This window comes from Natronomonas amylolytica (assembly GCF_037031205.1).
GTDB lineage: Archaea > Halobacteriota > Halobacteria > Halobacteriales > Haloarculaceae > Natronomonas > Natronomonas amylolytica.
Genome location: NZ_JAYEZM010000001.1, coordinates 83,715 through 105,886 on the forward strand (window position 1 = coordinate 83,715; position 22,172 = coordinate 105,886).

General features: G+C 65.0%; 21 protein-coding genes. 9 read left to right on the forward strand and 12 right to left on the reverse strand.

Going from position 1 to position 22,172, the window contains the following annotated elements; all coding sequences use genetic code 11:
* Both U5914_RS00510 and U5914_RS00515 read right to left on the reverse strand, forming a co-directional pair.
* The gene (locus U5914_RS00510) at positions 1-1,398 is read right to left on the reverse strand and encodes an FAD-dependent oxidoreductase (protein ID WP_336133383.1); all 1,398 of its coding nucleotides are present in this window, start codon (positions 1,396-1,398) and stop codon (positions 1-3) included.
* Positions 1,399-1,564: 166 nt separating this feature from the next.
* Entirely contained in the window at positions 1,565-1,936 is a 372-nt protein-coding gene (locus U5914_RS00515) for a 30S ribosomal protein S8e (RefSeq protein ID WP_336133384.1), read from the reverse strand.
* Positions 1,937-2,647: 711 nt separating this feature from the next.
* On the opposite strand from U5914_RS00515, the gene U5914_RS00520 reads away from it, so the two are divergent.
* The 3 genes from U5914_RS00520 to pyrF are packed head-to-tail and all read left to right on the forward strand — an operon-like array spanning position 2,648 to position 4,343.
* Positions 2,648-3,088: a DUF2240 family protein gene (locus U5914_RS00520; protein ID WP_336133386.1), complete on the forward strand. Its 441-nt coding sequence runs from the start codon at positions 2,648-2,650 to the stop codon at positions 3,086-3,088.
* Positions 3,089-3,481 carry a DUF7993 family protein gene (locus U5914_RS00525; RefSeq protein WP_336133387.1) on the forward strand — a complete coding sequence of 131 codons (393 nt, stop codon included), beginning with the start codon at positions 3,089-3,091 and terminating at the stop codon, positions 3,479-3,481.
* Between the two features lie 52 nt (positions 3,482-3,533).
* Positions 3,534-4,343: an orotidine-5'-phosphate decarboxylase gene (gene pyrF, locus U5914_RS00530; RefSeq protein WP_336133388.1), complete on the forward strand. Its 810-nt coding sequence runs from the start codon at positions 3,534-3,536 to the stop codon at positions 4,341-4,343.
* Between the two features lie 133 nt (positions 4,344-4,476).
* Here pyrF and U5914_RS00535 read toward each other — a convergent pair whose 3' ends face one another.
* Positions 4,477-5,643 carry an NAD(P)/FAD-dependent oxidoreductase gene (locus U5914_RS00535; RefSeq protein WP_336133389.1) on the reverse strand — a complete coding sequence of 389 codons (1,167 nt, stop codon included), beginning with the start codon at positions 5,641-5,643 and terminating at the stop codon, positions 4,477-4,479.
* Positions 5,644-5,728: 85 nt separating this feature from the next.
* Positions 5,729-6,268 carry an Rrf2 family transcriptional regulator gene (locus U5914_RS00540; protein ID WP_336133390.1) on the reverse strand — a complete coding sequence of 180 codons (540 nt, stop codon included), beginning with the start codon at positions 6,266-6,268 and terminating at the stop codon, positions 5,729-5,731.
* A gap of 209 nt (positions 6,269-6,477) precedes the next feature.
* Between U5914_RS00540 and rocF the strand changes: the two genes are divergently transcribed.
* A complete protein-coding gene (gene rocF / locus U5914_RS00545) occupies positions 6,478-7,383 on the forward strand; it encodes an arginase (protein WP_336133391.1) in 906 nt (301 codons plus the stop codon).
* Between the two features lie 11 nt (positions 7,384-7,394).
* Here rocF and trpB read toward each other — a convergent pair whose 3' ends face one another.
* The 4 genes from trpB to U5914_RS00565 form a co-directional block, all read right to left on the reverse strand.
* Positions 7,395-8,558, reverse strand: coding sequence for a tryptophan synthase subunit beta (trpB, locus tag U5914_RS00550; protein WP_336133392.1), 1,164 nt, complete (start codon positions 8,556-8,558; stop codon positions 7,395-7,397).
* A gap of 75 nt (positions 8,559-8,633) precedes the next feature.
* A complete protein-coding gene (gene gyrA, locus U5914_RS00555; protein ID WP_336133393.1) occupies positions 8,634-11,147 on the reverse strand; it encodes a DNA gyrase subunit A in 2,514 nt (837 codons plus the stop codon).
* A 1-nt stretch (position 11,148) separates the two neighbouring features.
* Positions 11,149-13,068: a DNA topoisomerase (ATP-hydrolyzing) subunit B gene (gyrB, locus tag U5914_RS00560; RefSeq protein WP_336133395.1), complete on the reverse strand. Its 1,920-nt coding sequence runs from the start codon at positions 13,066-13,068 to the stop codon at positions 11,149-11,151.
* A gap of 91 nt (positions 13,069-13,159) precedes the next feature.
* On the reverse strand, positions 13,160-13,705 hold the full coding sequence (locus U5914_RS00565) for a mechanosensitive ion channel domain-containing protein (protein WP_336133397.1): 546 nt from the start codon (positions 13,703-13,705) through the stop codon (positions 13,160-13,162).
* A gap of 75 nt (positions 13,706-13,780) precedes the next feature.
* On the opposite strand from U5914_RS00565, the gene U5914_RS00570 reads away from it, so the two are divergent.
* The 4 genes from U5914_RS00570 (at position 13,781) to U5914_RS00585 (ending at position 18,246) form a co-directional block, all read left to right on the forward strand.
* A complete protein-coding gene (locus U5914_RS00570) occupies positions 13,781-14,296 on the forward strand; it encodes a DUF21 domain-containing protein (protein WP_336133399.1) in 516 nt (171 codons plus the stop codon).
* A gap of 135 nt (positions 14,297-14,431) precedes the next feature.
* Positions 14,432-16,831, forward strand: coding sequence for a DNA topoisomerase VI subunit B (locus U5914_RS00575; RefSeq protein ID WP_336133401.1), 2,400 nt, complete (start codon positions 14,432-14,434; stop codon positions 16,829-16,831).
* Between the two features lies 1 nt (position 16,832).
* Positions 16,833-17,939, forward strand: a complete 1,107-nt coding sequence (locus U5914_RS00580; protein WP_336133403.1) for a DNA topoisomerase IV subunit A — start codon at positions 16,833-16,835, stop codon at positions 17,937-17,939.
* A gap of 37 nt (positions 17,940-17,976) precedes the next feature.
* Positions 17,977-18,246 (forward strand): hypothetical protein, encoded by a 270-nt coding sequence (locus U5914_RS00585; protein ID WP_336133404.1) that lies wholly within the window; start codon positions 17,977-17,979, stop codon positions 18,244-18,246.
* 1 nt (position 18,247) lies between these two features.
* On the opposite strand, the gene U5914_RS00590 is transcribed toward U5914_RS00585, so the two are convergent.
* Positions 18,248-18,940, reverse strand: coding sequence for an MBL fold metallo-hydrolase (locus U5914_RS00590; protein WP_336133405.1), 693 nt, complete (start codon positions 18,938-18,940; stop codon positions 18,248-18,250).
* A 92-nt stretch (positions 18,941-19,032) separates the two neighbouring features.
* Between U5914_RS00590 and U5914_RS00595 the strand changes: the two genes are divergently transcribed.
* Positions 19,033-19,278, forward strand: a complete 246-nt coding sequence (locus U5914_RS00595) for a hypothetical protein (protein ID WP_336133406.1) — start codon at positions 19,033-19,035, stop codon at positions 19,276-19,278.
* Here U5914_RS00595 and ligA read toward each other — a convergent pair.
* The 3 genes from ligA to U5914_RS00610 all read right to left on the reverse strand — a co-directional run bounded on the left by ligA (position 19,275) and on the right by U5914_RS00610 (position 22,145).
* A complete protein-coding gene (ligA, locus tag U5914_RS00600; RefSeq protein WP_336133407.1) occupies positions 19,275-20,927 on the reverse strand; it encodes an ATP-dependent DNA ligase LigA in 1,653 nt (550 codons plus the stop codon). The two genes, U5914_RS00595 and ligA, sit on opposite strands and share 4 nt — an antisense overlap.
* A gap of 275 nt (positions 20,928-21,202) precedes the next feature.
* Entirely contained in the window at positions 21,203-21,922 is a 720-nt protein-coding gene (psmB, locus tag U5914_RS00605) for an archaeal proteasome endopeptidase complex subunit beta (RefSeq protein ID WP_336133408.1), read from the reverse strand.
* Positions 21,923-21,962: 40 nt separating this feature from the next.
* Positions 21,963-22,145, reverse strand: coding sequence for a hypothetical protein (locus U5914_RS00610; RefSeq protein ID WP_336133409.1), 183 nt, complete (start codon positions 22,143-22,145; stop codon positions 21,963-21,965).
* Positions 22,146-22,172: the final 27 nt, after the last annotated feature.

Genomic DNA, 22,172 nt, shown 5'->3' on the forward strand with positions numbered 1-22,172 from the left:
TCAGTCGTCGGCTTCGGCGGTCTCGCTCTCGGCGTCGGCATCGACCGTGGGGCCACCGCTGTCGACACGCGGGAAGTTGTCGATGGTCTCGCTGCGGAAGGCTTCCTCGTCGAACTCGTAGTCGCCGTCGAGGAACTCGACGATCTGGTGGGTGTCGCGCATCGCGTTCTTCAGGCAGGTCGAGGCGCCCGGCGAGGGCGTGATGTTGTAGATGATGTCGTCCTCGACCAGTTTCGCCTCGCCCATCTCGAGGGACTTCTTGCGCGTGTTGACGATCTGAGGCCGAACGCCGCCGTAGCCCTTCGCGCGCTCGATGTCGGAGGCCTCGACGTTCGGCACGACCTTCTGGACGTGCGGGAGGAACGAGCGCTTGCCGACCTCCGGCAGGTCGTAGACGAGGTTCTGGAGGACGTACGGCAGCAGCACGCGGTCCGAGAGGATGTTCGCGTAACTCAGGAACGCGCTGGCACGGAGGCCGAAGACGTCGAAGAAGTCGCTGACGGTCGAGACCCGGCCGCGTTCGAGGGCGGGCACGAGTTTCGCCGTCGGGCCGAAGCGCGTAATCGAGGGGTCGTGAACGTCGGCGTCCCCGTGGACCGCGGCGAAGGGGAGTTTCTTCATCTGGAGGGTGTAGACCTTCCCGTTCAGGAGGTCGTCGGCGAGGAAGAAACTCCCGGCGACCGGCAGCAGCGAGAGGTGTTCGCCGTAGCCCATCTCCTGAGCGACTTGGAGACTATGCGAGCCGGCGGCGACGACGGTCGTCTCCGCCGAGAAGGAGCCCTCGTCGGTCCAGATATCGAAGCCGTCGTCGGTCTCCTTGATGTCCTTGACCTCGGTGCCCGTGAAGACGTCGACGCCGGACTCGTCGCGGACGTCGTCGACGAAGGACTTCGAGGTCTGACCGTAGTCGACGGTGTAGCCGTCGGGCGTCTGCAGCGCGAGCAGTTCCTTGTTCGGGTCGCGGCCCTCGACGACCGCCGGTTCGTGTTCGGCGATTTCGTCGCGGCCGATGGGTTCGAGTTTCGGAAAGAGGTCGCCGAAGCCCTCGTCGTAGTATCGGGATTCCAGCTTGTCGACCTCCTCGTCGCCGACCGCCAGTACCATCTTGCTCCGCTTGCTGTGCATCCGGCGGTCCTCGTCGACGTTCTCGAGGTAGCCGGCCAGCAGTTCGGCGCCCTCCTTTACCTCCTCGGCCTTTTCGATGGAGTAGTTCGTCTCGATGTCCCCGAAGTGAAGCGTCTGGGAGTTGTTCGTGTGATCGGAGTTGATCGCCGCTATCTCGTCTTCCTTTTCGATGAGCGCGACCCTCTCTACGTCGGTGAAGTTCGCGACCGTATAGAGAAGCGACGCGCCCGATATTCCGCCACCAATGATGACTAGTTCGTATTCCTCGGACATTCTATAACGGACCCTGCTACTCGTAACCACCGTGGACGGTTACTTAAGCCCCTTCATACGCCATCTCTGAGGTATACGGCAACGTATATCACGGTTTTTCGGGCGGTATCAGCCGGCGTCGAGTGCGGGTGCTGTCGGCGCGAAAGCGCGGGAGAAACGAGCGGCGTTATTCGACGAGGACGGCGTTGACCTGCCCGTCCTGACCGGGACGGGAGGTGACGCGTGCGCGGCCCTCGGAGGTCTCGACGATGGCGCCCTTCGTGATGATGTTCCGTCGGACGTAGTTGGGGTTCGAGGCGTTCTCGACGACGTCCTCGATGTCGGCGTTGACGACGCCGTCGTCGGTGGCGACGCTGGCGACACCGCGAGCGACGGCACGGACCTTCGTCGTGTTGCCGTGGGAGTCGATGACCTTCAGTTTGTCCTCGCCGACGCGGGTCTCGGTCGGCTCGCTACCGAGTTCGTGCTTGCGCTTTTTGCGTACGTTCCGTCGTCGACCGCCAGTCCGTTTCTTCTCGGACCGTCCGTGACTGTTCATATGCGTTAGCTATCCCGGGCGCGTACTTCAATGCCTCGGGTTGGAGTGACTGGCGATTATTGTCCCCGGAGGCGCGTTCGTGACTCGCTCGACCACAACACTTCCGAAGCCCTCAGCCGGCTCGACTCGCGCGGCTCGCTGTGCTCCTCGTCACTCCCTTCGGTCGTTCCTGTGGTGCTTGCGTCGCCGTGCTTCGTCCACCCGGCTTCGCCCTTCGATTCCGCCGAGGACAGCAACCGCACCACAGGCCTCCCCAACCGACTCCCTCGCTTCGCTCGGTCGTCCCTCGCACGGGTCCGCCCGACCGCCGCTCACGAGATGTTCGCGGCGGTCGGCCAGCGCGCGCCATTTATAAATCCAAATGGCCGGGAGCGAGTGGTCGCCCTCGGCGACCCTCGCGACCCGGGGAAGGGCAGGTGCGGTGCGGTTCCTGGTGGACTGAAAGGGCGAGGCGTGCGAGACGCGAACGAAGTGAGCGTCTCGGTATGGCCGAGCGGGGAGCGAAGCGACCCGTGAGGCCCGGTGGCGTTTATATAGTCGCTAAGCAGGCCCTATCCGACCGAGCGGAGCGAGGGAGGATATCCTGCTTAGCGACCGCCAGCGGGCCGAGGGCTTTCCGGCTGTTTGCGGTCAGGGAGTAGCCAAACCCCACTTATAAACGCACACCTAGCGACCGACGGGTATTTGGCCGCGCCACGTCAGCCAACACGCATGAGCCTCCGGACGGCAGTCGCCGCGCCCTTCCGACAGGAGGGGAGCCGCGAGATGGGGGAAAGCGCCTTCGTCGTCGCGCTGTCGCTGGACCGCGATTGGTTCTCGCCGGACCAGGCGAAGCGACTGGTCGACGTCGCCGCCAGCGAGGGGATGGTCGACCGCGCCGACGGCGAGTTGACCGTCCAGTTCGACCCCAACGAGGTCGACGTGCCCGAGGACTTCGTCCCCGACGAGTCCATCCTGCAAGAGCGGTCGACCTTCGAACGCGTCCTCGGGGCACTCGTCGAGGCCGGCCACGACAAGCAAGAGGCCGTCGCCGCCGTCAACACCCTCCAGTCGAATCTCGCGGTCACCATCGAGGCCGCGGCCGTCCTCTACGCACATCGGCAGGGAATCGACGTTCAGGAACTCGCGGACGCCGCCCGCTTGGAGTTATAAATGGTCAAAGACGAAATCACCGACGGCAGGCGTATCGGGCAGTTACTCTCCTCGGAGATTCACGGCTACGAACGCGGCGCGCTCGGCCGCCTGTCGGTCACGGACGCCGACACCGACGTGGAACCCACCGAGGCCGGTGCCTTCGCGTACGCTATCGAAGACGATGAATCGGAGCGCCTCGCCGAGGTGTACGTCCACCCCGACCGCGCCCACGTGGAGTTCCGCGTCGGCGTCGACATCGCCGCTGAAAAAGGCGATTCGGAGGGGCTTCGCGTCCGACCCAAGGCCGTCGACCCACCGCGAACGCTGGTCTTCGTCGAGAACGGCGCGGAGGTAAAGAGCGCACTTCGGGTGGTTCGTGCCGTCGCAGAGAGACTCGACACCGACGACTGAACCACCGACGAAACGGGTGCGCTTATAAACACCGCCCGCCACACGCCGGTAAATGGGCTTCTTCGACGACCTCGCCGACCGCATCGAATCCACCGACAGCGTCGTCTCCGTCGGGCTGGACCCGGACCTCGACCGCCTGCCGGACTTTCTCGACGGCGAGTTGCCGCGCTGGCAGTTCAACCGCCGAATCATCGACGCGACTCACGAGCATGCGGCCTGCTACAAGCCGAACGCGGCCTTCTACGAGGACGCCGACGGCTGGCGGGCGCTGGAGGAGACGGTCGCCTACGCCCACGGCAAGGGTGTGCCCGTCCTGCTGGACGCCAAGCGCGGCGACATCGGGAACACCGCCCGCCAGTACGCGAACCTGCTGGACGACGACGGCCTCGGCGCCGACGCGATGACGGTCAACCCCTACATGGGCCGGGACACGCTCGAACCGTACCTCTCGATGGACGAGAAGGGCGTCATCGTCCTCTGTCGGACCTCGAACGCGGGCGGTTCCGACTTCCAGAACCTCAACATCGGCAACGGCAAGCCCCTCTACGAGTACGTCGCCCAGCGCTGTGCGGAGTGGAACGACAACGACAACGTCGGCCTCGTCGTCGGCGCGACGGCACCCGAGGAACTCGAATCCGTCCGCGAACTCGTCGACCTGCCCTTCCTCGTGCCCGGCGTCGGCGCACAGGGCGGCGACGCCGAGGCCGCCGTCGAATACGGCCTCGCCGACGGTGTCGGACTGGTCAACTCCTCTCGCGGCATCATCTTCGCCGGCGAGGGCGCCGACACCGAACGCGAATACTTCGGCGCTGCTGGCCAGTCGGCGAAGCGACTCAAAAAGCGACTGAACGAATACCGGTAGAAGACGGGTCGAGAGCGATTCAGTTTTTAAACGGCGCCCGAGGCGCCGTCGCCTTTGACGGATTGTTGTAGTCTTTCACCGGGCATCGCCAGCCCGGTCGGCGATGCCCGATGAACCGTTACAACAATCCGTCCTACATGTCGGGGAAGGCCTTCGCGGCGTCGGCGAAGCCGTTGACCTTTTTGATCCAGCGGGCGGCGACGGTCTTCTTGAGGCCCTTCGCGGCGGGGCCGCCGAAGGTGTCGACGGGCAGGCCCTTGACGTTGTGCGCGACGGCCTTGCTGCCGACGGAGATGAGCGTCCCCTTGTCGTCGTAGGTCCACTCCTTCAGCGGCTGGCCGCGGATGTCGCGAGCGATGTTCTCGCCGGCGACCTCGGCGGCCTGCCAGGCGGCCTGCGCGGTCGGCGGCGCGGGGTCGTCCTGGTCGGCCTGGTCGACGAGGGCGGCGTCACCCAGCGCGAAGATGCGCTCGTCGGTCGTCTGGAAGTTCGAGGCGGCCTCGATGCGGTTGCTCCGTTCGTCCTTGTCGACGTCGACGGTTTCGGCGGCGTCCTGTCCGGTGATACCGCCGGTCCACAGCAGCACGTCGTAGTCGAGTTCCTTCTCCTCGCCGACGTAGACCGTCTCCTCGTCGACCTCGCCGATGAACTCGCCGGTGTGTATCTCGACGTCCTTCTCCTCCAGCAGTTTGCGGAGTTTGGCCTGCACGACGGGGTCGTTGTTCGGGAAGACGTTGTCGAGGCCCTCGACGAGGTGAATCTCCAGCGGCGCGCGGTGCTTGTCGCGAAACGCCGCGATTTCGCCGGCCGACTGGATACCGGAGAGGCCGGCGCCCCCGATGATGACCTGTGCGGGGTCGTTGCGGGAGGCCTCGCGGGCGGCCTCGCCGACGGCGTCGTGAATCTCGAGAGCGTCCTCGAGGTTCTTGAGAGTCAGGGAGTGTTCCTTCAGGCCGTCGATACCGAAGAAGGCGGTCTGGGAGCCGAAGCCGACGAGCAGGTAGTCGTACTCGATGGTCGAGTCGTCGGCGAGGGTGATTTCGCGGGCGTCCTCGTCGACTTCCTCGACGCGACCCTGTACGAAGCGCGTGGAGGGCGATTTGATTTCGTCGACGTCGAAGGTAATCTTCTCCTGGACGTCCGGGTCCCGGATACAGCGGTGGGACTCGTGGAGGACGAGGTGGTGGTCGACGTCCGAGACCCACGTGAGGTCGGCCGTGTCGTCGAGTTCCGATTCGAGTTTCTTGACCGCGCCGGTGCCGGCGTAACCGGACCCAAGCACGACGACGTCGTCCGTCATATGACAGAATGGGGAACCCATCGATACAAACCTGTTGGAACGGGATTCGCGGCGAATATTGTCGTTCCGGCGGAAAAACGGGCGCTTAGTGGAGCGGGTCGGCGTCGCCGGCGGGTGCCTCCATGTTGTCGATGGTGAGAATGAGGCTGTTGTTCGTGTCGTCCTTACCCTCGAGTTGGCCCTCGATGAGGAGTTTCGACAGCGGCGTCGGGCCGACGCTGATCTTGTCGCCCTCGTTGAAGTCGGCGATGGAGCCCTGCATTTTGATCTCCGCACGGCAGAGTTCGGGGTGGTGGACGCTCGTGAGGTCGATCTCCTGCACGTTCGCGCCCTCGATGAGTTCGCCGCGGTGGCGGAACGGCACGTCGGCGGCCTGCTCCATCTCCTGAATCTTCAGCGCGTCGTAGGCGTTGGCCGTCGGCTTGTAACCCCCTTTCGGCCCCGGTACCCCCTCGACCAACTGCAATGCCTTCAGACTCTGCATCTGGTTGCGGATGGTTCCCGGGTTGCGATCTACCTGCTCGGCGATGTCCTCGCCTTTAACCGCCGTTTCGGACTCCCGGTAGAGGTTGACGAGTTCCTGCAGAATCGTCTTCTGACTGGGAGTCAATTCGATGGATGACATAAACTATCTTTTGGTAGTTTCATCCTTAAACCCGACGGTGAGGAACCCCACTGACGGTCCGTTCCGACCGATATACCGCCGAAACGCGCGTAGGGCCTGTTAGCGCCGCGTTCGGTCGGCTGCTGTGGGACCTGCCGCCGGGAAAACGCTGGGATGGCCTCCGTCTTCCGGCAACGATTGCGACCGTTTTTATCGCTGGCGGCGGAGGGGTGGATATGGACCTGCGAGTCATCGGCGCGCCGATGGACCTCGGCGCGGACCGCCGTGGCGTCGACATGGGACCGTCGGCCATCCGGTATGCTGGCCTCTCGGATGCCGTCAGGGACATCGGCTACTCCTACGACGACACCGGCGACCTGCCCGTCCCGCGTCCGGAGGGCCGGAACCCCAACGCCGAACGCCCCGACGGCGGCAACGCGAAGTACCTCCGCGAGACCCGGTGGGTCTGCCGCCGCGTCGAAAGCGCCGTCGCCGACGCCATCAGCGAGGGCGACTTCCCCCTCGTGTTGGGCGGCGACCACTCCATCGCTATCGGGAGCATCGGCGGCGCGAGCAAGGACCAGGACGTCGGTCTCCTGTGGCTGGACGCCCACGGCGATTTCAACACCCCCGAAACCTCGCCGAGCGGCAACATCCACGGGATGCCCGTCGCCGCGATGCTCGGCCGTGGTGCCTTCGCCGACAAGAGTTGGGCGACCGCCGACATCGACGAGGAGAACATCGCCATGGTCGGCCTCCGGGATATCGACGACGAGGAACGGACCGCAATCAACGATAGCGACGTGACCGCCTACACGATGAGCGACGTCGACAGTCGCGGCCTGACGCCCGTCGTCGAGGACGCCATCGAGACCGCTCTCGACGGCGTCGACGCCCTCCACGTCAGCCTCGATATGGACTTTCTGGACCCCAACGAGGCACCCGGCGTCGGCACGCCCGTCCGCGGCGGCGCCACCTATCGGGAGGCCCACGCCGCGATGGAACTCGTCGCCGACACCGACGCCGTCTGCTCGATGGAGGTCGTCGAGGTCAACCCCATTCTCGATTCGCACAACACCACCGCCGACCTCGCGGTCGAACTCATCGCCAGCGGCCTCGGCAAGCGGATTCTCTGAGCGCGACGGGTTTACTCCAGCTCCAGCATCTCGGCGACCTGCTGCATGTCCTTGTCGCCGCGGCCCGAGAGGTTCACGACGAGGGTGTCGTGGTCGCCCTCGTCGGCGAGTTGGCCGGCCAGCGCGATGGCGTGGGCCGATTCCAGCGCCGGAATGATGCCCTCCAGTTCGGCGAGGTCGCGGAACGCCGCCAGCGCCTCGTCGTCGGTGATGCCGCGATACTCGGCACGGCCGATAGCCCGGAACATGGCGTGTTCCGGGCCGACACCGGGATAGTCGAGGCCGGCGGAGACGCTGTGGACGTCGACGTCCTCGTCGAGAATCCGGGTTTTCATGCCGTGGATGACGTCCTCGGTCCCCTCGGCCAGCGGGGCGGCGTGGCGAGTCGAGTCGGACCCCTCGCCGCCGCCTTCGCCGCCGTAGAACTCCACGGGGTCATCCCGGAAGGCGTGGAAGAGACCGATGGCGTTCGACCCGCCGCCGACGCAGGCGACACAGGCGTCCGGCAACTCGCCCAGTTGGTCGATAATCTGCTCGCGAGCCTCCGTGCCGATGACCGACTGGAACTCCCGGACCATCCGCGGGAAGGGGTCGGGACCGACGACGCTGCCGACCAGATAGTGGGTATCGTCCATGTTCTCGGCGAAATCCTCGAGGGCGGCGTCGACGGCCTCGGCGAGGCCCTCGTCGCCGCGAGTGACCTCGTTGACCTCCGCGCCCATCAGGCGCATGCGGAAGACGTTCATCTTCTGGCGCTCGATGTCCTTCTTGCCCATGTAAATCTCCGTGTCGAGGCCGAACAGGGCGCCGACCATCGCCGTCGCCGTGCCGTGCTGGCCGGCGCCGGTCTCGGCGATGAGACGCTCCTTGCCGGCCTTCTTCGCCAGGAGTGCCTGTCCGACGCAGTTGTTTATCTTGTGTGCGCCGCCGTGGAGCAGGTCCTCACGCTTCAGATAGATGTCGGCACCATAGGCCTCGCTGAGGTTCTCGGCGTGGAACAGCGGCGTCGGACGACCCGCGTACTGTTCGAGGATGTGGCGGAACTCCGCTTTGAATTCCTCGGACTGGGCGATTTCCTCGAAGGCGCCCGCTAACTGTTCGAGCGGTTCCTGCATCGGTTCGGGGACGTACCGGCCGCCGAACTCGCCGAACTGGTGTTCCTCGTTGTCTGACATGGCTCTACCTGTTCGTCAACGGTCAAAATAGTTGTCGGGAGAGCAGAGATGGCGACCGCACGCCGTCCGACACCGCTACTCCTCGGTTTCGGCGTCGCTCTCGGCCGCGTCGTCGTCCGCCATCGCCGCGGCGGGGACGACGTCGACGCCGGCGACCTGGTCGTCCTCGTCGACGCGCATCACGACCACGCCCTTCGTGTTCCGGCCGACCTCCGAGACCTCGTCGACGTGGGTGCGCATGATCTGGCCGGCCTCGCTCATGATGACGAGGCCGTCGCCCGCCGAGACCGTGTTAATCGAACAGACCGGGCCGTTCCGCTCGTCGGTCTTGATGTCGATGAGGCCCTTGCCGTAGCGGGACTGCTGGCGGTACTCCGAAAGCGGCGTCCGCTTGCCGTAGCCGTGTTTGGTCACCGTCAGCAGGTCGCGGTCGTCGTCGCGTTCGGCGGCGACGAGGCCGGCGACCCGGTCGTCACCTTCGAGTTTGATGCCGTTGACGCCCCTCGCGGTCCGGCCCATCGGCCGGGCGTCCTCCTCGGCAAAGCGGATGGTCATGCCCTGTCGGGTGCCGATGAGCAGGTCGCCGTCGCCGGCAGTGACCTCCACGTCGACCAGCGAGTCCTCGTCCTCGAGGCTGACGGCGCGAATGCCGCCGGAGTGGACGTTCTCGAACTCGGAGACGGCGGTTCGCTTGACGTAGCCACTCCCGGTCGCCATCGCGAGGTAGCCCTCGTCGATGTCGTCGGTGTTGACGACGGCGGTTATCTCCTCGCCGTCGTCGAGGTCGATGATGTTGACCGCCGACGTGCCGCGGGCCGTGCGGCCCATCTCGGGCAACTCGAAGACTTTCAGGCGGTAGACCTGCCCCTGATTCGTAAAGCAGAGCAGGTAATCGTGTGTCGAGGCGGTAAAGACCGTCGAAACGCGGTCGCCCTCCTTGGGTCGGGAGCCGATGATGCCCTTCCCGCCGCGGTGCTGGGGGTCGAACTCCGACAGCGGCATCCGCTTGACGTAGTCGTCCTCGGTGACGACCACGACGACCTCCTCCTCGGCGATGAGGTCCTCGCGGGTGACCGCGCCCGCGTCCTCGATGACGTGGGTGCGGCGCTCGTCGTCGTACTCCTCTTTGACCTCGCGGAGTTCGTCCTTGATGACGCCGAGCAGTTCCTCCTCGTCGCCGAGGATGGTTTCGAGCCGCTCGATTTCGGCCTGTACCTCCTCGTATTCGGTCTGAATCTCGCCGGCCTCCATCGAGGTCAGCGAACCGAGTTGCATCCGAACGATGTGTTCGGCCTGCTCCGAGGAGAGGTCGAAGTCCTCCTGGAGAGTCTCGATGGCGGTCTCCCGGTCCTCGCTGTCCTGAATCAGGTCGACGACGCTGTCGACGTTATCGAGCGCGACCAGTCGGCCTTCGAGGATGTGGGCGCGGTCCTCGGCCTCGCCGAGTTCGAACTGCGAGCGCCGGCGGACCACTTCCCGTCGGTGGTCGACGAACTGTTCGAGCAACTCCTTCAGGTTCAGCACCCGGGGCTGTTCGTCGACGAGCGCCAGCGAGATGACCGAGAAGGTGGTCTCGAGGTGGTTCTCGATGAGCTGGTTTTTGACGACGTCGACGTTGGCGCCGCGCTTGCAGTCGATGACCACGCGGATGCCGTTGCGGTCGGACTCGTCGCGGATGTCGCTGATACCCTCGATTTTGCCCTCCTTGACGTCCTCGGCGATGCGCTCGATGCGGCGGGCCTTGTTCTCCTGATAGGGGAGTTCGTTGATGATGATGCGGTCCCCGCCCGTCTCGCTGTACTCGACGTCGAGGTCGGCGCGAACCCGCAGGCGGCCGCGGCCCTCGGTGTAGGCGTCCCACAGGCCCTCGCGGTTGACGATGTTCGCACCGGTCGGGAAGTCCGGGCCCTTGATAAAGCCGTCCGAGTTCGGCGTATCGAGGAGGTCCGAAACCGAGCACTCGGGATTGTCGATGAGGTGGATGGCCGCGTCGACGACCTCGCCGAGGTTGTGCGGTGGGATGTTCGTCGACATCCCGACGGCGATACCGGAGGCGCCGTTCAAAAGGAGGTTCGGCACCTTCGACGGCAGCACGTCGGGTTCGGTCAGGCGGTCGTCGTAGTTGCTGGTGAAATCGACGGTGTCCTTGTCGATGTCCGCCAGCAGTTCCTGAGCGAGCGGCGCCATCCGGGCCTCCGTGTACCGCATCGCCGCGGGCGGGTCGCCGTCGATAGAGCCGAAGTTCCCCTGCCCGTCGACGAGCGGATACCGTAGCGAGAAGTCCTGTGCCATCCGCGCCAGCGCGTCGTAGATGGCCTTGTCGCCGTGCGGGTGGTAGTTACCCATCGTCTCGCCGACGATGGACGAGGACTTCCGGTGGCCCGACCGCGGCGTGAGGCTCATCTCCTCCATCGCATAGAGGATGCGCCGCTGGACGGGCTTGAGGCCGTCTCGGGCGTCGGGCAGCGCGCGCCCGACGATGACGCTCATCGCGTAGTCGATGTACGACTGTTCCATCTCGTCCTCGATGCGGACGGGCTCTACCTTGTCTGCCGGAATGTCCGGCGCGTCTGGTGATTCAGAACTCATGTTAGATGTCGATCCACTCGGCTTCGTCGGCGTGTTCCTTGATGAACTGCTTTCGCGGTTCGACCGCATCGCCCATCAGGACGCTGAACATCCGGTCGGCCGCGGCGGCGTCCTCGATGGTGACCTGCTTGAGAATCCGATTGTCGGGGTTCATCGTCGTGTCCCAGAGCTGTTCGGGGTTCATCTCGCCGAGGCCCTTGAACCGCTGGACCTGCGAGGGGTTGCCGTCACAGACCTCCTCGACGATGCGCTCTCGCTCTTCTTCGGTCATCGCGTCGTAGGTCTCGCCCTTGTACCGGATGCGGTACAGCGGCGGCTGGGCGGCGTAGACGTAGCCCCGCTCGATGAGCGGCGTCATGTGGCGATAGAGGAAGGTAAGCAGGAGCGTCCGGATGTGGGCGCCGTCGACGTCGGCGTCACAGAGGATGATTATCTTGTGATAGCGCGCCTCCTCGATGTCGAACTCCTCGCCGATGCCGGTGCCGACGGCGGTGATGAGGTTCCGAATCTGGTCGTTCTCCAGAATCCGGTCCAACCGGTGTTTCTCGACGTTGAGAATCTTCCCGCGAAGCGGGAGGATGGCCTGGAACTCCGGGTTGCGGCCCTGTTTCGCGGAGCCGCCGGCGGAGTCGCCCTCGACCACGAAGAGTTCGGCCTCCTCGGGGTCGCGGGTCTGACAGTCCGCGAGTTTGCCCGGCAGCGACGTGGATTCGAGCGCCGACTTCCGGCGCGTCAGTTCCTCGGCCTTCTTGGCGGCCTTCCGGGCCTTCGCGGCCTCGACGGCCTTCGAGACGATGGCCTCGGCCGTACTCGGGTTCTCCTCGAGATACGTCGCCAGTTCCTCGTGGACGGCCCCTTCGACGATGCCCCGGACCTCGCTGTTGCCCAACTTGGTCTTGGTCTGGCCCTCGAACTGCGGGTCGGGGTGCTTGACCGAGATGACCGCCGTCAGGCCCTCGCGGATGTCCTCGCCCTTGAGGGTGCCGTCGAGGTCCGACAGCATGTCGTTGCTGGTGGCGTAGTCGTTGATGACTCGCGTGAGCGCAGTCTTGAAGCCGGTCAGGTGGGTCCCGCCCTCGCGGGTGTTGATGTTGTTGGCGAAGGCGTGAATCGACCCCTGCACGCCGGCAGTCGCCTGAATGGCGACCTCGACGTGGATGTCGTCTTCCTCGTCCTCGAAGTAGACGACCTCGTCGTGGAGGACGTCGCGCGTCTCGTTGAGATATTCGACGAACTCCTTGATGCCCCCCTCGTACTCGAAGGTATCCTCCTCACCGTCCTCGGTTCGTTCGTCCCGGAGCGTGATTTCGACGCCGGGGTTGAGGAAGGCTAACTCGCGGAGTCGCGACTGGAGGGTCGAGTAGGCGAACTCGCCCGTCTCGAAGATATCGTCGTCGGGCCAGAAGGTGATCTCTGTGCCCGTCTCCTCGTCGGGTTCCATCTCGCGAACCTTCTCGAGGTCCTGGTCCGGTTCGCCGTGGTCGAAGCGGTGCTTCCAGACGTAGCCGTCCCGCTTGATTTCGACCTCGAGCCACTTCGAGAGGGCGTTGACGACGGAGACGCCGACGCCGTGGAGGCCGCCGGAGACCTGATACGATTTGCTGTCGAACTTGCCGCCGGCGTGGAGGACGGTCATGATGACCTCGACGGCGGGGCGGTCGTACTCCTCGTGGAGGTCCACGGGGATGCCGCGGCCGTCGTCGCTGACGGTCACCGACCCGTCGCTGTTGATGACGACCTCGATGGTGTCACAGTAGCCGGCGAGCGCCTCGTCGATGGAGTTGTCGACGACCTCGTAGACGAGATGATGGAGGCCACGGGCGTCCGTCGACCCGATGTACATGGCCGGGCGCTTCTGGACTGCTTCGAGTCCTTCCAGCACCTGTATCTGCCCGGCGCTGTATTCACTATCCTGAGACATCTGAAGTATCTATCCGCCCCTAGCCACCGGGCAGGTATAAAACCCCCACACGCGCCCGCGCGTGAGCGCTGAGACGACGGCTGCAAAACCGCTACTCGGCGGCGTGTTTCGTCCACTCCGATTCGACGTCGCGGTTGGCGACGACCCACGTATCTCCGTCCTCGAGCCGAAACCGGCTCTTCCGCAACTCGATGGCCGTGACGGTGCCCTCGGTGCCCCCGACCTCGATACGGTCGCCGATTTCGAAGTCCGGGTCCCTCAGCAGGTAGACGCCGGCGACGGTGTCCTCGATCATCTCCGAGAGCGCATAGGAGACGCCCAGCGCGATGAAGCCGACGGCGGTCCCCAGACTGGCGGCGATATCGCCCATCCCGACGATCTTCAGGAAGGTCAACCCCGCAGCGAACCACAGGAAGATGCCGGCCACGGCGACGAAGAGTTGGGCGACCAGTTGTTGTCGCTCGCTGTAGTACCGCTCGAGCGACGCCTTGAGCGCCGCCAGTATCAGCCTGATGCCGACGTAGGCGACGACGGCGAAGACGACCCCGGCAACGAGCCGCGGGAGCGCCGCCTCGACGCCGAGGACGAGTCCTCGAATCGTTTGGTCGACGATGCGGAGGACGAAATCGGCCACCATGCCCGCCTTCCCTCACGGCTCGGACAAAAAGGGTTCCCCGACATAGTTTATAAGATGCCCCGACGACGCCCCGACATGGTATCCACGTCACTCGTTCTCGCTGGCGCCGTCGCGACGGGCCTGCTCCTGCTGTGTAGCGCCTTCTTCTCGAGTTCGGAGACGGCCGTCTTCTCGCTGTCACCGGAGTGGATCGACGAACAGGCCGCAACGGGTGACAGCCGTGCCATGGTCCTGCAGGAACTGCGCGACGACCCCCACCGCCTGCTCGTCACCCTGCTCGTTGGCAACAACGTCGTGAACATCGCGATTTCGAGCATCCTCACCGTCCTCATCTCCGGGTACCTCTCGGCCGGCTCCGCCGTCGCCACGACGACAGTTATCACGAGCTTTCTCATCCTGATATTCGGCGAAATCGTGCCGAAGGCCTACGGCCTCGCTAACGCCGAAAACTGGTCGCTGACCATCGCCTCGCCCGTCCGCCTCGTCGGGCGCGCGCTGTCGCCGCTCATCACGCTCTTCGATTTCATCACGCGCCGCATGAACGCCCTCATCAGTGTCGACCCCGACATCGAGAAACCGTACACCGACTGATGCTGGATTCTATTTATATACCGAATCCCGACCGACCCGTCCGACGCCCGTCATCGGAGCCGTTCTATCGGCCGGTTTCACTTTCACTCCGGTAGCGACGAGGTTTTACGTGGGTGGGGATTTACGTCAAAACGAATGACCTCGTTTCAGTCGCAACTCGGGGAAGGCGGCGGCAGCGAGCCTGCGACGGCCGAGCAGTTGGCCGAGAGTCAGCGCTCCATCTCTATCGCCGAGTTCTTCGAGAAGAACAAGCAGATGCTGGGCTTCGACAGCGGGGCCAAGGCGCTCGTCACGGCCGTCAAGGAGGCCGTCGACAACGCCCTCGACGCCACCGAGGAAGCCAGCATCCTCCCGGACATCTACGTCGAAATCGAAGAGGTCGGCAACTACTACCGGCTCACCATCGAGGACAACGGCCCCGGTATCACGAAAGAGCAACTCCCGAAAGTCTTCGGGAAGCTCCTCTATGGCTCCCGGTTCCACGCCCGCGAGCAGACCCGCGGCCAGCAGGGTATCGGTATCTCCGCGGCGGTCCTCTACTCGCAACTCACCTCCGGCAAGCCCGCGAAGATTACCTCCAAGACCGAGAACGGCGGCGACGCCCAGTACTTCGAGTTGACCATCGATACGGACACCAACGAGCCCGAAATCGACGTCGACGAGTCCGCGTCGTGGGAGCGTCCCCACGGAACCCGCATCGAACTGGAGATGGAGGGCAACATGCGCGCCCGCCAGCAACTCCACGACTACATCAAGTACACGGCGGTCGTCAACCCCCACGCCCGCATCGAGTTCCACGAACCCAAGGAGTCCAAGAAGTTCGAGCGGGCGACCGACCAACTGCCGCCCGAAACCGAGGAGATTCGCCCCCATCCCCATGGCGTCGAACTCGGGACGCTCCTGAAGATGCTCGATGCGACGGATTCTTACTCCATCTCCGGATTCCTGCAGGGCGAATTCACCCGCGTCGGCGGAAAGACCGCCGACGAGGTCGTCGACAACTTCCGGGACCGACACTTCGGCCGGGAGATGGCGTGGCGGCCGCCGCAGGCTCACGACGAGGCCGATATCGAAAGTGTGGTTTCCGACGCCGTCGCGAACAAGAGCGCCGACGCGACCGGCGCCTTCGCCGAGCGGCTGGCCGACCGAATCGCCGACCACGACCGCATCGCCCACACCGAGGTCGCCGCCCTCGCCGACGACCTCGCCGACGAGGTCGAAGCCGAATTCGACGAGACGTTCGGGTCGACCGTCCGGGACAACGCCGTCGACGCCGCGTGGGACGAGATAACCGTCGACCGCCGCGCCGACTGCTACGAACTCGTCGACGAGGCGACCACCACCCGCAAGGACGACGCCGTCGTCGAGGGGATGGCCCGCCGACTGGCCGACAAGTTCGACGACCAGGAAGACGCCCGCAACCGCGTCACCCGGTCGGGACTCCGGGAGTTCGTCGACCGCGCGGCGGACATGACCGAGGACCGCGACGACGCCAGTTTCGGCGACACCGCCCGCGAGAACGTCGTCGACGCCTTCTGGGAGCGTGCCGTCCGCGTCGACGACGACGTCCCGAACGTCAAATCCGTCGCCGGGGAGCGTGACACGGCCGCCAAGTTCCTCGAAGCGATGCGGGAGACGGACATCCTCGCGCCGCCGACGGACTGTCTGGCACCCATCTCCGAGGACCTCGTACAGGCCGGCCTCGAGAAGGAGTACGAGGCCGATTTCTACACCTCCGTCACTCGGGACGCGGCAGTCCACGGCGGCGACCCCTTCGTCGTCGAAGTCGGTATCGCCTACGGCGGTGACCTGTCCGCCGAGGGCTCCGCCGAAATCCTCCGGTTTGCCAACCGCGTCCCGCTGGTCTACCAGCGCGGCGCGTGTGCCACCGTCGACGTCATCAAGGACGTCAACTGGCGAAACTACGGCCTCGACCAGCCCGGCGGCTCCGGGATGCCGGGCGGCCCCGCCGTCATCATGGCCCACGTCGCCTCGACGAGCGTCCCCTTCACCAGCGAATCGAAGGACGCCGTCGCCAACATCCCCGAAATCGAGAAGCAACTCCGACTGGCCCTGCAGGAGGCCGGCCGCGAGATGAGTTCCTATCTCAGCAAGCAACAGTCGCTCGAAAAGCGCCGCCGCAAGCAGAACGTCATCGCCGACATCCTGCCGGAGATGGCCGACAAACTCGCGGAGGTGACCGACCGGGACCCGCTCGACATCGACGACTCGCTGGCACGCATCATGAACAACGTGCTCGTCGAGCGGTCCGTCAACGGCTCGACGGTCGAGTTGACCATCCACAACCACGGCGACACGAACGTCAACCCCGAAATCACGGAAATCGTCACCGCCGACCCCGGCGACCACGAGGACGCGACCGTCGTCGAAATGGACGGCGAGTGGTTCCTCAAGTGGTCCCCGACGGTTTCCGGCGGCGAGAAAGCGACCCTCGAATACGACATCGACGGCGACGCCGACTTCGACGTCTCCGTGGAGGGCATCGAAAACGAGCGGCTGACCATCAACGCATAACATGAGCGCAAACGACGACTACGAGATTCAGGACGACCTCGCCCGCGAGCGGCTTATCGACCTCGCAAGCGAGTTCTACGACCAGTTCGCCGAGGGGGACGTTCCGACGATGGAGATCCCGACTCGGACGAAAAGCAACATCGTCTTCGACGAGGACAAGGACGTCTGGGTCTACGGCGACCGCACCTCGACGCGCTCGGCCAACACCGTCAGCGGCGCCCAGAAACTCTTGAAGGCGATTTACACAATCGAGTTCCTCGAAAACCAGCTCAAGGAGGGCCGCTCGTCGACCCTGCGTGAACTCTACTACCTCTCCGAATCGTGGGACGAAGAGCGCGCACAGTTCAACGGACAGGACGAATCCAACCAACTCGTCGAGGACCTCGAAATCGTCTCCGACGTCACCCGCGAGGACTTCCACATGCGCCCGGAGGAGTCCGGCGCGACCATCATGGGCCCGCTGTTCCTCCGCGAGCAGACCCGCCGCGGCGAGCGGGAGATTCACTGTCAGAAGGACGTCGGCGAGGGCGGCTACCAGATTCCGAACAACCCCGACACCATCGAGTTCCTCGACAACGACGCCGACTTCGTCCTGTGTGTGGAGACCGGTGGTATGCGGGACCGCCTCGTCGAGAACGGCTTCGACGAGGAGTACAACGCCATCATCGTCCACCTCAAGGGTCAGCCCGCACGGGCGACCCGCCGCATCACGAAACGGCTCCACGACGAACTCGACCTGCCGGTGGTCGTCTTCTGTGACGGCGACCCGTGGTCGTACCGCATCTACGCGTCGGTCTCCTATGGTTCCATCAAGTCGGCGCACCTCTCGGAGTACCTCGCGACGCCGGAGGCCGAATACATCGGCATCCAGCCGGAGGACATCGTCGAGTACGAACTGCCGACCGACCCCCTCAGCGACTCCGACATCAACGCCTTGGAGAGCGAACTCGACGACCCCCGCTTCCAGGACGACTACTGGACCGAACAGATAGAACTCCAGCTCGACATCGGCAAGAAGGCCGAACAGCAGGCACTCGCCTCCCGTGGCCTCGACTTCGTGACCGACACCTACCTCCCCGAGCGCCTCACGGATATGGGCGTGCTGTAGGGGTCGCTATTTTATTCGTCCGGGCCGTATTCGGGATGTGAAGTGGCGCTGCGGCGACTGCGACCGGGTCTACGACGAACCGCCGGAGACGTGCGTCTGTGGGTCGGCGAACCTCAATCCGGCGGCCGACGAGGACGGTGGGCGCTCGCGATATTCGTTGCTCGCGTTGCGGGAGCGCCTGCTGGACCCCAAAAACGCCGACAGAAGCCTCGTCCGCGATGAACCGTACGTCTCGCTGGCGTTCCGCGTGCTGGTTGCCGTCGCCGTGTTCTTCGTTCTCCTGCTCGTCGTCGGCTTCGTTCTCTGAGTCAGTCGTCGAGAGCGACCAGAACGCCTCGTGATTCGAGGTCCTCGGAGAACGCCTCGGCGTCGGCCTCTATCTCGGTGAAGGTATCGTAGTGAACCGGAACGACGAGGTCCGGGGCCATCGCCTCGGCGAGGTCGGCGGCCTCGTGGCGGTCCATCGTGAACGTGCCGCCGATGGGCGGACAGAACACGTCGACATCGAGATATTCGTGGCCGTCGAGTACGTCGGTATCGCCGGGCCAGTAGACCGAGACGCCGTCGAGGGCGACGTGGAAACCACAGCCGCGTCCCTCGGGGTGATACGGTTCGCCGGTCGGTCGCGTGTGCGGGCCGTCGGGGTCGTTGTAGGCGGCGGTCGTCCGGACGATAGCGTCGCCGACGGCGATGTCGGCCTCCATGTCGACGGTTCGAACCTCGTAGGGCAGGTCGGCGGGCCGTTCGACGTCGCGGTCGATGAGATGGGTGTTGATACCCTCGAAGAGGACGACCGTCGCGTTCTCATCGGCGACTTTCCGGATGGCGTCGGTGTCGTAGTGGTGGTCGTGGGAGACACAGACCACGTCGCCGTCTCCCCCGTCGTAATCGTCTAAGACGCCGTATCGGCCGGGGTCGACGTAGACGACGGTATCGGCGCCTTCGAGTCGGAGCGTCGCGTAGCCGAGCCACGCGATATCGAGGCCGTCGTGGTGGAGCATAGCCGCACTACGCGACGGACCGTCTCAAGCCCGGCGGTTTCGATAGGCGAACGGTAACCCGGATTTATATATCGGGTTACGCTATCTGAGATATGGCGAGTGACGAAGAACTCGCACGCCACGTCTCCCGAATAGAGGGGTGTCAGGGTCACGGAAGCGCGACCGCGACCGAGGAACTCGACGAGTACCGGGAAGCCGCCGGGGAAATTCACGACGAACTTGCCCGTCGCATCGAACGCGTCGACGAATCGTCGGCCGACGAGGCGGACCTCGCGACCGTCGTCGAGCGGCTCGAACGGCTCGAATCCCGACTGGACGACCTCGAATCGCGCCTCTAGTGCTGGGCCGCCGCCAGCCGTTCGACGCGTTCGAGACTGTCGGCGTCCGCCGGGCCCTTGTCCTCCCGAACGCCGACTAATCGTGGGAATCGGAGGGCGTACCCCGACGAATAGGTCGGCGATTCCTGAATCTCCTCGTAGCCGACCTCGAAGACGACTTCGGGATCGATGTCCACCTCGGTTCCGGATTCCGACCGGACGTGTGGTTCCAGCAGTTCGTCTAACTCCGCCAGTTGCTCGTCGGTGATGCCGGTCGCCACCTTGCCGATGGTCTCGTAGTCGTCGCCGTCGCGGGCCGAAAGCAGGAAGGTGCCGAGCAGGTTCGCCCGTCGCCCCTCGCCCCACTCGGCGCCGGTGACCACGAGGTCGAGCGTCTCGACGTCGGGTTTGCGCTTCAGCCAGTTCTTCCCGCGATTTCCGGGGGTGTACGCCGACTGGGGGTTCTTGAGCATGATGCCCTCGTGGCCTGCTTCCAGCGCGTCGGCCTCAAGGTCGGCAATCTCGTCGGCATCGTCGGTAATCGCGAGTTCGGAGACGCCCTCCGAGAGTACCGACGAAAGCCGGTCGTGGCGTTCGACCAGCGGCGCATCGAGGAGGTCGTCGCCGTCGGCATGGAGGCAATCGAAGGCGTGTAACTCGACCGCGACGTCCTCGCGGGCCGCCGCCACGTCGTGTTTCCGGCGGAAGCGCCGCAGGATCTCCTGAAACGGTAGCGGGTCGCCCTCGTCGTCGACGGCCACGACCTCGCCGTCCAGAATCGCGGGAGCGGTGAGTTCGTCGTCGACGAACTCGACGACCTCCGGCAGCGGGTCGGTCACGTCTTCGAGGTTGCGGGAGAACAACTGCGTCGTCTCGCCGTCGTAGTGGACCTGTACGCGAGCCCCGTCGAATTTGGTCTCGACGGCGGCTTCCTCCCATTCTTCGAGGGCGTCCACCGCTGTTCCGGCCTGTGCGAGCATGGCCTGAACCGGCCGGCCGACTTCGAGGTGGACGTCAGCCAATCCGGATTCGCCCTCATCACGGGCGGTTTCGGCGACGAGGCCGCAATCGTTCGACACCTGAATCGCGCGTTCGACGGCCGCGGTCGGTACGTCGAAGGCCTCCGCTATCGCATCGCGGACGGTTCCCTCGCCGACGCCGACGCGCATCTCGCCCAACACGAGTCGGGCGAGGAAGCGAGCCTCCAGCGACTCGGCGCGATTGAACAGACCGAACAGCGTATCGAGTTTCGTGTCCGTACTGCCGGACCCCGCAGCAGCGGCGAGGTTCCGAAGTGTCTCGTCTACCTCGGCGACGGTCAGGGCGTCGCTGCCGCCACCCCCGAAGGCGGCAAGCCCCTGTTGGCCGCCCAAATCGAGTTCCTCCGCGACCGCACCGATTTCGCCGACGTCTGCCAGTCGGTCCTCGATGTCGTCGGACGAGACGTTCTGGCCGGCGGCCTTCGCCAGCGCCCCATAGCAGAGGTTCGGCCCGATATCGAGTTTCGTGCCGTCGTGGGCCGGGAAGACCCGCCCCTGCACGAACCGAGTCACGATACCGAGGTCATCGCCCGCGTCCTCGAACAACTCGGCGACGAGCGCGACTGTTTCGAGGTCCGCAGGCTCTTCCTCCATCTCGGCGGCACGGGCGGCGAACTCGGCGAATTCCATCGCTATCCGCTAAGCGAGTGGCCCGATTAAAAGGTGCGAATCGAGATGGGAAACAGAATATAAAGGTAGCATCCGCGAGGGCGCCGGAGGCGTCCGAGCGGTTCACCGGCGGCGAACGGAGTGAGCCGCCGGCTGAGTTTTTCCCCAAGTTTTTGCGACCGAGTGAGTTGCGGGCCGGTGGCCCGCAACTGAACATCGTGGCGGCAAAGCCGCCACGCAGTTCCCGCAGCGAGCGAAGCGAGCGAGGAAACCCGAGGGAGTAAAAAGTGGGTGTTCTAGAGCACGTCGTCGAAGTTCTTGTGACCCTTGATGTCGACGCCCTCGTCGGTGACCGTCGCGAGGAAGACGCCGTTGCCGGAGCCGGTGTCGCGTTCGACGGCGGCCTTGATGCCGGAGGCGGCGACTTTCTTTGCCTCCTCGTTGGTCATGTCGTCCTCGTACTCGCGTTCGAGGGTGCCGTAGGCGACGGTGAGACCGGAGCCGGTGACGGTGTAGTCGTCCTTCATGACGCCGCCGGCGGGGTCGATGGAGAAGACGTGGTGGCCCTCGTCGTCGACGCCGCCGAGGATGGGGTTGATGGCGAAGAAGGGGCCGCCGCGGGCGAAGTTGCCCGCGAGCGTGGCCAGCGCCTCGATGGAGATGTCCTCGCCACGGCGGGACTCGTAGAGGTTGACCTCGGCGCGAAGCGAGCGGATGAAGGACTGGGCGCCGCCGACGGAGCCGACCAGTGTCAGGGCGGCGTTGGGGTGAATCTGTTCGACCTTCTGGACGTCCTTGTTGGAGACGAAGCGGCCACCGAGGGACGCGCGCATGTCAGTGGCGATGACGACGCCTTCGGACGTGGAGATGCCGATGGTCGTCGTGCCGGTCTTGTTGACGCTTTCGAGGTCCTCCGCGGTGAGGTCGTTGGACGGTACCTCGCCGAGTTCGGGTTCGTACGGCGAGAGGGTGTGGTCCTGACCGGTCCGCGGCAGGGAGGAATCTGGTTGTCGCATTGCCTGCTGGTAGAAACCGACCGCTGATAAATCCTTTCGGTCAGGCCGTCGCTTCCGGTGTCGCGTTCTCGTAGGCGGCCCCGAGGCGCTCGACGACGCGGCCGATGGGGAGGGTGAAGCCGACCCTACTCGTCGCCAACGCGACGGGGAGGAGTGCGATACCGAGGACGATACTGAACTGGTACAGAGCGAAGACGAACGCCCGGTACACCTGTGTTGCCATCGTGACCGTCCCAATCCGTTGGGTGTA